The sequence below is a fragment of the Rhodoferax sp. GW822-FHT04A08 genome (assembly GCF_058801025.1).
The window spans coordinates 96,623-109,728 of record NZ_JBXAMW010000008.1 but is presented as its reverse complement, the minus strand read 5'-3'; the positions used below and the strand labels follow the sequence as shown (position 1 = coordinate 109,728).

12 protein-coding genes and 1 pseudogene are annotated in these 13,106 nt (G+C 52.6%); 9 read left to right on the top strand and 4 right to left on the bottom strand.

Annotated features, from left to right (window positions below; all coding sequences use genetic code 11):
* Positions 1–10: 10 nt before the first annotated feature.
* Together AC1RMF_RS16365 and AC1RMF_RS16360 are read right to left on the bottom strand one after the other, a co-directional pair.
* Positions 11–1,420 (bottom strand): DHA2 family efflux MFS transporter permease subunit, encoded by a 1,410-nt coding sequence (locus AC1RMF_RS16365; RefSeq protein WP_493142771.1) that lies wholly within the window; start codon positions 1,418–1,420, stop codon positions 11–13.
* 21 nt (positions 1,421–1,441) lie between these two features.
* Positions 1,442–2,842: an amidase gene (locus AC1RMF_RS16360; protein WP_493142769.1), complete on the bottom strand. Its 1,401-nt coding sequence runs from the start codon at positions 2,840–2,842 to the stop codon at positions 1,442–1,444.
* Positions 2,843–3,190: 348 nt separating this feature from the next.
* Between AC1RMF_RS16360 and AC1RMF_RS16355 the strand changes: the two genes are divergently transcribed.
* From AC1RMF_RS16355 to AC1RMF_RS16320, 8 genes are all read left to right on the top strand, one after another.
* Positions 3,191–4,099 (top strand): LysR substrate-binding domain-containing protein, encoded by a 909-nt coding sequence (locus AC1RMF_RS16355; RefSeq protein WP_493142767.1) that lies wholly within the window; start codon positions 3,191–3,193, stop codon positions 4,097–4,099.
* A gap of 254 nt (positions 4,100–4,353) precedes the next feature.
* Positions 4,354–5,250, top strand: coding sequence for an SMP-30/gluconolactonase/LRE family protein (locus tag AC1RMF_RS16350; RefSeq protein WP_493142765.1), 897 nt, complete (start codon positions 4,354–4,356; stop codon positions 5,248–5,250).
* Positions 5,251–5,320: 70 nt separating this feature from the next.
* Positions 5,321–6,274: a Bug family tripartite tricarboxylate transporter substrate binding protein gene (locus AC1RMF_RS16345; protein ID WP_493142763.1), complete on the top strand. Its 954-nt coding sequence runs from the start codon at positions 5,321–5,323 to the stop codon at positions 6,272–6,274.
* Positions 6,275–6,337: 63 nt separating this feature from the next.
* On the top strand, positions 6,338–7,264 hold the full coding sequence (locus AC1RMF_RS16340; RefSeq protein ID WP_493142761.1) for a 2-hydroxyacid dehydrogenase: 927 nt from the start codon (positions 6,338–6,340) through the stop codon (positions 7,262–7,264).
* Positions 7,265–7,405: 141 nt separating this feature from the next.
* Complete coding sequence (locus AC1RMF_RS16335; RefSeq protein ID WP_493142759.1) at positions 7,406–7,828, top strand: tripartite tricarboxylate transporter TctB family protein; 423 nt, start codon at positions 7,406–7,408, stop codon at positions 7,826–7,828.
* Complete coding sequence (locus AC1RMF_RS16330) at positions 7,828–9,324, top strand: tripartite tricarboxylate transporter permease (protein WP_493142758.1); 1,497 nt, start codon at positions 7,828–7,830, stop codon at positions 9,322–9,324. The genes AC1RMF_RS16335 and AC1RMF_RS16330 overlap by 1 nt, the downstream gene beginning before the upstream one ends.
* 370 nt (positions 9,325–9,694) lie before the next feature.
* The gene (locus tag AC1RMF_RS16325; protein WP_493142988.1) at positions 9,695–10,543 is read left to right on the top strand and encodes an IclR family transcriptional regulator; all 849 of its coding nucleotides are present in this window, start codon (positions 9,695–9,697) and stop codon (positions 10,541–10,543) included.
* Entirely contained in the window at positions 10,540–11,343 is an 804-nt protein-coding gene (locus AC1RMF_RS16320) for an IclR family transcriptional regulator (protein WP_493142756.1), read from the top strand. The genes AC1RMF_RS16325 and AC1RMF_RS16320 overlap by 4 nt, the downstream gene beginning before the upstream one ends.
* Positions 11,344–11,382: 39 nt before the next feature.
* Here the strand turns inward: AC1RMF_RS16320 and AC1RMF_RS16315 are convergent.
* Together AC1RMF_RS16315 and AC1RMF_RS16310 are read right to left on the bottom strand one after the other, a co-directional pair.
* A pseudogene (locus tag AC1RMF_RS16315) lies at positions 11,383–11,953 on the bottom strand (integrase core domain-containing protein); the annotation flags it as partial.
* A gap of 32 nt (positions 11,954–11,985) precedes the next feature.
* The gene (locus AC1RMF_RS16310; protein ID WP_493142753.1) at positions 11,986–12,210 is read right to left on the bottom strand and encodes a hypothetical protein; all 225 of its coding nucleotides are present in this window, start codon (positions 12,208–12,210) and stop codon (positions 11,986–11,988) included.
* A gap of 137 nt (positions 12,211–12,347) precedes the next feature.
* Between AC1RMF_RS16310 and AC1RMF_RS16305 the strand changes: the two genes are divergently transcribed.
* Positions 12,348–13,040: an IS110 family RNA-guided transposase gene (locus AC1RMF_RS16305; RefSeq protein ID WP_493142752.1), complete on the top strand. Its 693-nt coding sequence runs from the start codon at positions 12,348–12,350 to the stop codon at positions 13,038–13,040.
* Positions 13,041–13,106 lie beyond the last annotated feature (66 nt).

The following is a 13,106-nucleotide window of genomic DNA, read 5'->3' as shown; positions in this document are numbered from 1 at the left end:
TCAATTGCATTCAAGTGGAGATTTGTGCGCCGCGGCTAACTGTAATTCCATCGTTAGCTTTTAACGTCCAGAATGACAATGAGGAGATCAAAGTCACAGCACCAAGTGTCAAGAAGGCATGGTGCAGTGCATTGGTCACGGCCAATCTTTCGGATTGCGGGACATCCCCAAGAAACCAAGCTGTCGCCAGAGAACCACAGGCCAGACCAAAACTCATCGATAGCTGCTGCATCGAGCTGCCAATCGTGCTGGCCATGCTGGAGTCCTTTGGATTAATATCCGCATAGGCCATGGTATTCATGCTTGTGAACTGCAAAGAATTAAAGAAACCTTGTGCCAAACTCAAGGCGACGATGCTCCATAGCGGAGTGCTCGCTTGCACCAAGGAAAAGAGTGATACGGTCAGACCGATCATGAGCGTATTGACTACGAGTACCTTGCGGAATCCAAAGCGCGACAGAACTTTGCTCGCAATCAATTTCATGCCGATTGCAGCGGCTGCTGCGGGCATCATGAGTAGACCTGATTGCCACGAGGGTAATCCAAGACCTAGTTGGTATAGCAGAGGTAAAAGAAACGGCATTCCGCCCAGGCCTAGACGAGTTACGAACCCACCTAGCACGGACACACGGAAGGTGCGGACTTTGAATAGCGCCAGGCGTAAAAGTGGAAACTCAGTACGATTTGCATGCATGCCGTACGCAAGGAGCAGACTGATGGATATGGCTAATAATAGCGTAGCGGATGTCGCATCCATGTGATGTTCACCGAATACCTCAAGCAACCACGACAGCAGGGCCGCCCCGGAACCGAATAGCAAAAGTCCAACGAGGTCTAGGGAGCCAGGATCGTCATTGCGGTAGTCTGGCATATAACGGTATATGAGCCATTGTGCAGCAAGTCCTACTGGTACGTTGACAAAGAAGATATCACGCCACGTAAGCCAGTGAACAATGAGTCCACCAATTGTGGGCCCGAGCAGGGGACCGATAAGGGCGGGGATGACTACGAAATTCATCGCAACCAGTAGTTCGGACTTGGGAAATGTACGGATAACCGCCAGCCGGCCCACAGGCATCATCATGGCTGCACCAATACCCTGAAGAATTCTGGCCGCGACCAGCATGGGAACGTTGACCGACAACCCGCACAGGACAGATGCCAACGTAAACACAGCAACAGCTATTGCAAATACACGCCTTGTACCAAAACGGTCAGCGGTCCATCCACTAATGGGTATGCCGACGGCCAAACTCAGAATGTAGCTGGCGACTACCCCTCTGAGGCTTAATGGTGTCACATGAAAGCTTGCCGCCATGGACGGGACAGCGGTGTTGACAATGGTGGAGTCAAGCTGCTCCATGAAAAGAGCCGTGGCAACAACCCACGGCAGAAGTCGCTTAACAGTGGCCGATTCCATCGCCACACTACTTGAATATAGTCATTGTGCGTCTGTTGGTTGGAGCGAAGGTCGGATCTCCTTTCGCCAACCTACTGCGGTTTCGATGAACTGACCAACCCGCAATACCGTTTTTTCGTCAAAGCAACGGGCGACGAGTTGAAGGGACATTGGCATACCTTTGGCATCAAGTCCTGTTGGCAAGCTTAGTGCAGGGTGCCCTGTGACGTTGAACATATTCAATTGCAACGGCCAATGGCGCAATCTATCGCTGGCCTTGTATTTGGGTGCGGTAGTCAGTGCGCAGGCGGTTACGATGCAATCAACGCTGTCCAATGAGGCGTCCATCGCGTCAATCAAGACACGTCTTAGTCGGAGTGCGTCCAGGTAGTCGGCTGCGCCAATGGCGGCTCCCATGGCAAGGCGACTTGCGGTAATTGCGTTGTAGCCTTCGAGACGTGTTTGTAAATCCTGCCGGTGAACTGCATACATCTCAGATGCAAGAATCACACGCCCACATGCTATGAATTGTTCGATCGAGGGGAGCTTGATGGGAACGACTCGCGCACCCGCTTCGCGCAGCATGTCCAGCACATGCTCAATACCTTGCAGGACCTCAGGTTGCATGGTTGGTGAATCTCTGAAGAATTCCCAAGGCACTCCGATGCTCATCCCCTCAACGCCATCATGCAGCCCTAGGCTGTATTCCTGCACATTTACCTGCACACTGGAGGGATCCATTTCATCGTAGCCAGCCATGGCCTGGAGTGCCAGTGCGGCATCGTGCACCGATCCGGTGATCGGGCCACAATGGTCCATACTCCAAGACAACGGAAATACGCCACGCTTGGATACCAAACCATAAGTTGGCTTCAGTCCGACGACGCCACAGTAGGCAGCCGGTCCACGGATTGACCCACCCGAATCAGAACCCAGGCCCAGCCTGACCATGCCAGCGGCAACCGCCGCTGCAGACCCTGAGGATGACCCTGAGGTGACATGCAATGTGTTCCACGGATTGCGAGGGGAAGGAAATGGCAAACCTGGCCCCGGGACTGTCATTGCAAATTCGTAGGTATTTACCTTGCCCAGTATGATGGCACCACCCGATCGCAGACGTTCAACCACAGCACTGTCCGTCGTCGCAACTTCATGCAGTCGCAAGTTGGAGTTGCATGTCGTTACCATGCCCTCAACGTCATATATGTCCTTGATGACATACGGAATCCCATGCAAAGGACCTCTGTCAATTCCGCGTCGCAATTCTGCGTCCGCTCGCTTTGCCTCTGCGATGGCGGAAGTTTCGCAGAGCTGGGTGAAGGCCTTGACTTTGCCGTCCACTGCTCTTACGCGGTCCAAACTGGCGCATGTAATGGCCTCTGCGCTCAGTCGACCTTCTCGAAGCTGTTGTCCCAGCTCCCAAATTGACGCCGAATCAGTCATGGGTTCTTCCGTCCGTAGGAGTTGAACAAAAGACGTGGGCTGGCTCAATGTCATTGGGGACTGATTGCCTGACAACGGCAATTTGTGAAAGAATTGCCTCAAACTCCGGCAGAAATTCCTGTTCCCATGGGGGGGGTATCTGAATCTTCTGCTGTGTCAGCACAACATGCAGCCTTGTTTCGAGCGGGCTTTCCGCATCTGATTTGTGAATTGGCATAAACCCGCTTTCAGTCAATAGTAATTACGGCAATGGCCTTTTGGGGGACGCGGCGATAGTGGCGCAATTATTAGAGTGCTAGTCCTGGCTGAGTAAGAAATGGGAGCCTATATCAGCTATGCTTCAAGACTATGGAGCTTCGACATCTTGAGTATTTTGTGCAAGTAGCTGAGTCAGGCAGCTTTAGTGCCGCTGCCTCTGCGCTTGACTTGGCGCAGCCTACCCTGAGCCGGCAGATCGCTCAATTGGAAGCGGAATTGCAGCAAAGGTTATTCAGTCGAACCGGGCGAGGTGTGGCGCCAACGGCCGCGGGAGCCGTTCTGTTGATCCACGCAAGATCTGTGCTTCAGACGATACATATGGCGAAAGACGAGCTCAGGGATATGGAGTCCAGTCCGGTTGGGCGAGTCGTTGTTGGATTGCCTCCGCGCATTTCAGTCGCAGTCAGTGCCGCATTCATACAGAGATTTCGAGCGCGTTTGCCGCGGGCAGTCTTGTCCATCTCAGAAGGACTGAGTGTCAACCTCAAGGAGTGGCTGATTGCTGGACGTTTGGATGTTGCCCTGCTATTCGATCCCCCCGTGACGCCATCTCTGTTGTTGGAGCCTCTGCTCGAAGAGCCGGTTGTGCTAGTTGCGCAATGGTCATTGGAGCCATTGCCGGAAATGATTCGACCGGAAGCCTTGGTGGGCTACCCACTCGTGCTTCCCAGTGCGCCTAGCTCCATCCGTGCTGTTATTGATGCAGAGCTGAAACCGCATGGTCTCAAGCCCAATATCGTGGCGGAAGTCGGTGGTGTGACCACAGTGCTGACGTTGGTCGCACAAGGTGTCGGGTATTCGATATTGCCGGAGTCGGTTCTCAGGACCATGGGTAAGGGCTATAGACTGCGTTCGGCGAGAATAGGCCCCCCGGAGGTCATCAATCGGCTGTTCTTGGCGCTTCCGCGGGCCGGAACGACCTCCCGTTTGCTGCGAGAAACGCTTACCTTGCTAAGGGAAATCGACTATGCCGGAAACGGCTCGACGTCTGATCGCTGAATGGTGGGCGCTTGTGTGCCCTATGGCGTTCAAGTAATCTGTGCGGCACATAGCCAGGAGGCATGGCTGATATAGGTGAGAGTGCATTCCCCTGCTTCGGGACTCGTAGAAGAATGCTTTCATTGCATTTACAAATGGTTAGGTTCGAGCCGCACCTGACCAAGAGACATACCAAATGAAAATCTACGATTTGCAGGCCGACATCAAGGATGGCATATCGCTGTCTGATCTTGCGCGCAAGAAGTACAAGTGATATGAAAACAGCAGAGCACATTTCTGTCGATTGTGTTGCCCAGGCTGGCGACATTCTGGGTGAAACGCCGCGCTGGTGTGAACACACATCCAAGCTCTGGTGGATTGATGTAAGGCGCCCTGCGCTTCAGAGCTATGACCCGGCTACCGGCAGGCACGCTGCCATTCGCCTGCATCCCGAGCTCGTGACGGGATCAATCGTCTTGCGCGAGGACGGTAGTTTTTTGCTGGCTACCGCATCAGGGCTTTGTCTCTATGATCCGAGGACAGGGCAGGCGCCAACCTTTCTGGGCAACCCTGAAGCGGGCAAGCCGGGCTTGCGCCTGAACGATGGGCGTTGTGACCGACGGGGGCGCTTCTGGTTCGGAAGCATGCACGATACCCAACGAATCCCGGTGGGCACACTCTATTGCCAAGAAGTTGGTAAAGGCTGCCGTTCTGTGCTGAGTGACTTCGTGCTACCTAACTCGATTTGCTGGAGTCCGGATGACAAGACGATGTATTTCTCTGACACCCACAATCAGTTAACCTGGGCATTTGATTACGACCTCGACGAGGGGCAGATCAGCAACCGCAGGCTGCTCAAGGACTGGACAGGTCAGCCCGGTCGCCCGGACGGCGCTGTGACAGACGTACTGGGCTGCCTTTGGATCTGCATGGTTGCCACAGGTCAGTTGATTCGGTTGACGCCGCAGGGAGAGGTCGACCGGGTCATCCAATTGCCTGTCACCAACCCCACCTGTCCAGCGTTTGGTGGAGAGAGGCTGGAGACACTCTACATTACCAGCCATTCCCAGAGGCTGTCAGCGGAAGCCCATGCGCGCGAGCCGTTGGCTGGGGCTTTGCTGGCCATAGACCCGGGGGTCTCTGGCTTGGTGGAGGCACGGTACGCCGGGTAGACAACGTGATTATGCAATGAGTGCCATTTGAGCTTCCAAAGAAAATTCTTGCAAGAATTGGAGACAAGCAATGAAGGTTCTACGAAACCTGGTTCAAATCATTTTTATGGCCAGCCTGCAGGCTTATGGTGCACAGGCTCAAGCGGGTGATGACGTAAAGATCATCGTACCTTTCGCTACAGGTGGGCCCACTGACCAGATTGCAAGGATCATCGCACAACCGCTCGGTGCGGCACTTGGGAAGTCCGTTGTGATCGATAACAGAGGAGGTGCTGGTGGCATTGTCGGCACCGCTGCGGCGAAGTCGCCTTCGGACGGCTCTACTTTGTTGCTTACTACTTCCAACTTAGTTATCACTTCAGGAACGACTCCCAAGCTTCCCTACAACCCAAGAAAAGATCTCGAGCCGATCTATTTGCTTGGCGAGGTTCAACCTGTATTGGTTACACGAGCCAGCCTGGGCGTCAAAAACTATTCAGAACTTGTACAGAAAGCAAAAGGCACCCAGAAATTGACCTACGGATCTACCGGCGTTGGAAGCACGATGCACATCGGTGCCGAGCTCTTTGCGAAAACAGAAAATATCGATCTTGTTCATGTTCCTTATCGCGGTGCCGCACCAGCCATTGCGGATCTTCTAGCTGGTAACGTTGATCTGCTAAATGCAGATGTTCCAGTCCTAAAGCCCTTTATTGAAGAGGGGCGATTGACAGCTATTACCCTCTATGACAACAAGCGATCCCATCAACTTCCGGATATACCTACGTCTGCGGAGGTAGGGGCTCCGGCACTATTGCTATCGAACTGGTATGGGTTGTTTGCACCTGCGGGTATGTCGCCAGATCTCAAGCTAAAGTTTGAGCATGCACTCAGACAGGTTCTGCATCAACCGGAGATCACCGCACGTCTGGCGGAGGGCGGTTTCGGCGAATCCCAAGATCGACAAATGTTTCAGGTGAAACTTGACGCCAGCTTCGAGCGCTGGATCCCCTGGATCAAGGCTTCTGGCATACAAACGGACTAGTGCACTGAGTCGGATGAGATCGACCACGCACTTCAAAACACCTCATCACCAGAGACTGTTCTCATGAGACGCCTCTTGCAAATTGGACCATTGCCGCAAAGTCTGCAAGCACGTCTCTCATCCATCTATCAACTCCACCCTTTGTGGACTGAGAAGACCCCGGAGGACTATCTGCGGTCCGCTGCAGCATTCGATGGAGCGGTAACCATGTCGCGACACGGTTGTCCCACCTATGTGATGGAGGCAATTCCCAAGGGAGTTGTGGCCTGCTTCGGAATGGGAATGGAGCGAATCGACTTGGCGGCATCTCGACGCCATGAAATCACCGTCACCAACACGCCAGACGTTTTGTCTGAATGTGTCGCTGATATGGCCTGGGGACTATTGTTAGCCACCGCCCGCCATATCCCACAGGCCGATGCGTTTGCGCGTTCGGGCGCTTGGCGCAATGGAGCGTATGGGCTGACTCAGAGTGTGCACGGCAAGCGGCTCGGGATCGTGGGCATGGGGCGCATTGGCCGGGCTATTTTCGCTCGGTCTGTCGGTTTTAATATGCAGGTAAGGTACTTCGGCACGCGCGACAAGCCTGACTTGAGTGGCTATGAGCCATCTCTGACAGCCTTGGCAGAATGGGCGGATTTTTTAGTGCTGTCCTGCGTTGGCGGACTGACTACCTATCATCTGGTCAATGCAGAAGTATTGAAGGCCTTGGGTCCTACAGGTATTCTCATCAACATCGCACGAGGTTCCGTTGTAGATGAGAAGGCTTTGATACATGCGCTTGAATCACATCAACTCGGCGGTGCAGGTCTGGATGTGTTTGAGCATGAGCCACATATTCCACAAGCATTGCTGAAGGACGGTCGCGTGGTCGTACAGCCACATATCGCTGCCAGTACGTTTGAGACCAGGAAAGACATGGAAGACCTCGTCTGTGGCAACCTTGAGGCATTCTTTAAGGGTGGCACTGCATTAACTCCGGTCATGTAGCCTTTTCGATTGACCATTTGAATGAAAAACTAACAAGAGACAAAAAGTGAGAAATAAGTCGTCATTTATCCCATCGTTTTCGCGATCCGCATTGAACGTTTTTGTATTTTTCTTTGGCGGTCGAAGCATCTTAGGTGACGTATGAAGAATTTGAATTACCTACGTGGCTTCTGCATCATGGCTATTGCCCTTACCTTCGGCCTTGTTTCATTAAAATACAAGGTGGGCGAATTTGGGAGGGCAGGCCCCGGGCTCTTTCCGCTACTGGTAAGTTGCCTACTTTTCCTGATCGGCACCATCACCGTAGTGCGCTCACATTTTGTAGCGTCCGTCCCTATTAGCTATAGCGTCAGAAACATAACTCTCATTCTGCTGAGTCTGTGCGGATTTGCGCTACTGTCGAACCTCGTCAACATGACTGCAGGCATCGTGTTTCTCGTCTTTTGTAGCTCCTATGCAAGCAAGCCCTATTCAATCGCACGCAACCTCAAAATCGCTGCCGTCCTCATCGTAATCGCCTTTGCGTTCAAGAATGCACTCGACCTCAATCTACCTTTAATCTAATGGACATCCTGCACAACCTCACGTTCGGTTTTGAAAGTGCGTTGACACTACAAAACCTCTTGTATTGCGCCATGGGCTGCGTCATTGGAACGCTAGTAGGACTATTGCCTGGGCTGGGACCTTTGTCCACAATTAGCCTGCTATTACCGCTGACCTATTCTATTCCAACCAACGGTGCACTCATCATGTTGGCCGGTATCTACTACGGTGCGCAATACGGTGATAGCGTAAGTGCTATTACGATGAAAATTCCGCACGCAAGCAGCATTGTTGCCTGCATTGATGGCTATCAGATGACTCTGAAAGGGAAAACGGGTCTTGCTCTTTTTACTGCGGGAATCTCCAGCTTTATCGGAGGGACTATCGCCATAGTCGTATTGGCAACACTTGCCCCATTGCTGGGTGAAGTAGCGCTTCTGTTTGGTCCTGCTGATTACTGTGCTTTGATGATGTTTGGCTTCTTTTGTGTGAGCTTCGTTACCACCGGAAGTTTGCTAAACGGCCTCGCGATGACGCTGATTGGTGTACTACTCGGCTCCGTGGGAACCGACGTCAATAGCGGTGTTCAGCGCTTCACTCTGGGTATGTCGTTCCTGGCGGATGGTATCGGCCTGATAAGCATTGCCTTGGGTTGCTTTGGCATAGCCGAAGTAGTTAAGAATCTCGATAGCGGAAGCAACATTACACCTTTCAATGGTGTCATTAAACTAATGCCAACATGGCCTGAGTTCAAGCGCATCATACCCAGCGCCTTGAGGGGTAGTGCGATAGGTTCCTTTCTCGGTATTTTGCCCGGTGGCGGTCCGGTGATCGCACAGTTTGCAGCCTATGCAGTTGACAAACGGTTCAGCAAGTACAAGGACGAAATTGGCCACGGCGCGATCGAAGGGGTGGCTGGTCAAGCGGCGGCTGACGAAGCAGCAGCCCGCACAAGCTTCATTCCTTTGATGGCTATGGGAATTCCTGAGAACGCGGTCATGGCCTTGATGATGGGAGCCTTCATCGTCAAGGGTATCCAACCTGGGCCAGACATGATATCGAAGCATCCGGATCTATTTTGGGGTCTGGTCGCCAGTATGTGGGTCGGGAATTGCTTTTTGGTAGTGCTCAACGTGCCGTTGGTACGTTATTGGCTTTCGGTGTTCAAAATACCATTCAATGTGCTTTTCCCAGGAATTCTATTTTTCTGCTGCATTGGCACCTTCAGCATTAACGGGAACCTAGACGATATCTACATTACGGCACTCTTTGGTCTCTTCGGTTACCTTTTCATGCGCCTGGGGATGGAGGCAGCTCCACTCATGCTGGGATTCATTCTGGGACCTATGTTGGAGGAATATTTTCGCAGATCGTTGTTGATAAGTCGAGGAGACTTCAGTGCTTTCTTGACCCGACCGATTAGCGGCACCTTGTTTTCATTGATAGGTGTTTTTGTGGTGTGGCAAATTTTGGCATTCTTCATGAAGAGTCGCAAATCCGTAGTTGAAGCTTCGTAACACGCCAGTCTGCCAATGCACTGCAAGGTGGCCCACAAGGATGTGCCTGTGCATTCAGAGTCCTTTAGAGCAGCATGGCAAATGGGCGTATCTGCGGTTCATTCCCATCAAAATAGGGTGGTTCCGACACGAAACATAGCCAGTCTGCATGGCTGATATAGGTTTCGACGCATATCAAAAATAACGACATCGTTGAAGAATAAATTGGCTTGCCTTAGAACACAGAGGTGCAAGACTGACCTATTCGAAGGTATTCATCGGATGAGACGCTTCGTACCGAGGCAGTCTGCACGGCCGACATCATCTACTGGTTTATGTATAGTGAGAGATATGGCGCTGAAATACTTGGAGCAAACTTTTGAATATATCTATGGGTTGTGCAGTCAAACAAAGAGGGGAAGCCAAGGCATTGGAAGATCGACAAATGCCTACGCATCAAGGGCAGATTGAAACTATTGGAGAAGAAATTTCAGGCACGCGAGTTGTCCCATTTGTTCGAGCGCTCTCGTTGCTCAGTGCTTTTACTTCCAGGGATCACTGGTTGGGCAATTTTGAATTGGCCAGACGCACTAATTTGCCTACGGCGACAATTACTCGTCTGGCACAAACATTGGTCACACTAGGGTATCTTCTGCATGCACCAGTTGAACGCAAGTATAGACTGTCTGCCTCTGTTCTCGCGTTGGGCTATGCAACAGCGGCCAACTCGGAGGTACATCAAACTGCCCGCCACTGGATGCAGGAAACCGCCAGCGAACAACGTTGCCACTTGGTACTAAGTTCGCGATTCCGATTGGAGTTGAAAGTACTAGTTAGTACTGGAAATTCGTTGTACAAGGTGCCACCGGAAATGCAAATGGGAAGGCGCACTAATATGGCTACGTCACCCATCGGTTGGGCATTTTTGGCATCACTTCCCGACAATGAGCGCTGCTGTCTGTACAGCAGTCTCGCGAATCAGATGGCAGGTGAATGGCCGCAGCTACGCAGACGAGCGGGTAACGCGACTTTCCAAATTGGGGAAAGAGGATATTGTTGGTCCGCTACAATGGGAAATCCAGAGTTTGGCATCATTGCTGTCCCCGTTCATATGGCGAATCAGGAGCCACGCGTGTTGGCCTGTGGTGCGCCGAGTGGGCAACTGAGCCGCCAGCGTGTTGAAAGAGTATTGGGCCCAATATTATTGAGATTGTCAAAACAACTAGGTTCGTTGCAGTGAATGCATTCACACCGGTTAATGAGAACGGCTTGGCGATGTTGACTGTCACTCGTGGCCTCCAGGTTTTGCGTGCTTTTCGATCGGAGTGTAAGTCTCTTTCCAATTCTGATTTGGTTGCGAGAACAGGGCTGTCCAAGGCTGCTGTTTCACGCCTTACCAGCACACTACTGAGTCAGGGGTTTCTTGTGCGTGATGCACGTGGACGGAAATTTGAGCTGACACCAAGAGCAACCGGAATCGGTCACGCATTTATTGAGAGCAACGTGCTCATTAAAAATATTCACACTCCGATGACCAAATTTTCCGCTCTTCTCGGAGGCTGTCTTTCGCTTTCCATACCGAGTCGTTCAGATATGCTTGTGGTTGCTTCCAGTGCTGCCTCCAATGGAGCGCGTTTGCGGCTCATTGTGGGTACCGTCATGCCGATGATCAAGACCGCAACCGGTCACGCCTATATGTGGGCGTTGCCTGAGGATGAGCGGCACAGAGTGGTGTCCGGTAACCTCACTTCATTTGACGAGACCAAAGCCGGACTGGTAGAGCTGAGCGTACGCCGCAGTTTCGAGGAGCTCGCCATGACTGGTGTATGCTGCGTCTCGGACGGATTTCGCCGCAACACCTTTGGCATCGCTCTCCCGATAAAGGTCGGATGTAACAGAACGCTTATGAGCCTCTGCAGCGGACATGCAATGGTAAACCCTGACCTGGTAGCTCTACGCATGCGCGTTGCACCGATTCTATGCGATGCAGCACGACAGATACGAGAAGTCCTAATGGAGCACGATGTTCGGATCTATTGATACGGGCGATCGTAGTCAATCTCGACCCCCCCCCCGTTTTCAGTAGCACTGGGCTTTGGAGTCCGAGGGTAATTTAACTTGTTTCTGAATCAGTGTTTTTACATAGGCAGCCGGAGTCATTCCGCCCTGTGATCTCTTTGGTCGCTCCTCGTTGTATTCCCTGCGCCAGGATTCAATGACAACACGGGTATGCTGCAAACTGGTAAATCAATGCCCATTCAAACATTCATCCCGGAGCCGCCCGTTGAATGATTCGATGTAGGCGTTCTGGTTAGGTTTGCCCGGTTCGATCAGGAACAACTGAACGCCCCGTGCATGCGCCCATGTCAGCATGGCTCGGCTGCAGAACTCCTTGCCATAGGAAATGCAGAATGGTTGTCAGCCACCCATTGCGACGTGCATCCTTTGGATTACCTACTTCCTAAGGAGATCGTTGTCGGTTCTGATGGCTTTGGGTAGCCCTCGTGTCGTGGCCAACTGTTCCAGGATGCGCACCAGTTGGTTACCGCCCAATGCGCGCTCTGGAACGATCGCCACAGCCGTCATCCACTACCGTGAGGCTCTTGATGCTGCTCCCCTCTGCGGTGCGACCAAACACTAAAGGAATGGTCCGCCCGCACTTTTTCTTCTATCGTTACATCTTCACTTCAGGAGCAAATCATGAGCACCAAAACTCTCGGGATCGACCTTGGCAAATGCTGGTTTCATATTGTTGGCAAAGGCGCTGCGGGCCATGTAACGCATCGTCAGAAGTTCAACCGAGCTCAACTTATCGAATTCGTGGCGCGGCACCCACCAAGCCTCATGGGCATGGAGACGTGTTGCGGAAACCAATACCTGGCACGCAAGTCCCTTGGCTTTGGCCATGAGGTCGAGCTTCTTCCGGCCCAGTAGGATAGGCCCTTCATAAAGTCGCAGAAGAACGATTTCAATGACGCACTTGCCATTGCAGAAGCCGCCAGGATGCCCACGATGCGGTTTGCGCCGTTCGCAGTGAAGAACAGATGGACTTACAGGCTCTTCACAGAGCACGGGAGCGCTTGATACGCCAGCGGCTCGCCATGACCAACCAGATACAAGGTCTGCTCCTTGGCCGCGGTATTGAGATTGCCCAAGGCTTTTATGCGCTGCGCACGGTGCTGCCGAAACTGCTGGTGGATGAAACAGATCCGCTTACACCAATGATGCGTGATCTTCTTGCCATCCTGCTGCAGGCCTGGAATCAGACAGAGCAAACACGTGAACAACTGAACGCCAAGATTGAGCAGCTCGCGCGAGGTAGCGAGACCTGCCACCGACTCCAATCGATACCGGGCGTCGGGCCGCTGCTGGCGACGGTCATTGTGGCTTCAGTTGGCAATGGAGCCGAATTTAAACGAGCGCGTGATCTTGCTTCGTGGGTAGGGATCGTACTGCGGCAACTATCTACGGGAGGTACGACTCGGCTGATCGGCATCACCAAACGGGGCAACAGCTACTTGCGACGTCTTCTGATTCAGGGTGCAAGAGCCGTAAAGGTGTGGAAGGACAATCATCCCAATGACCCGCTACAAAATTGGCTCATCCAACTCGGAGAACGCCGGAACGGGCATGTTGCAGTGACGGCCTTGGCCAACAAGATCGCACGCATAGCATGGGCCGTTTTACGCGGTGATCAGGTGTACCAAGTGCAGCATCGACTGCACGCAGGGCAATAGATTTTTCTCGGTTTCCGCAGCTCGCGAAGACTTCGACATGGCAGCAACGACCATCCGTCGCCCCCG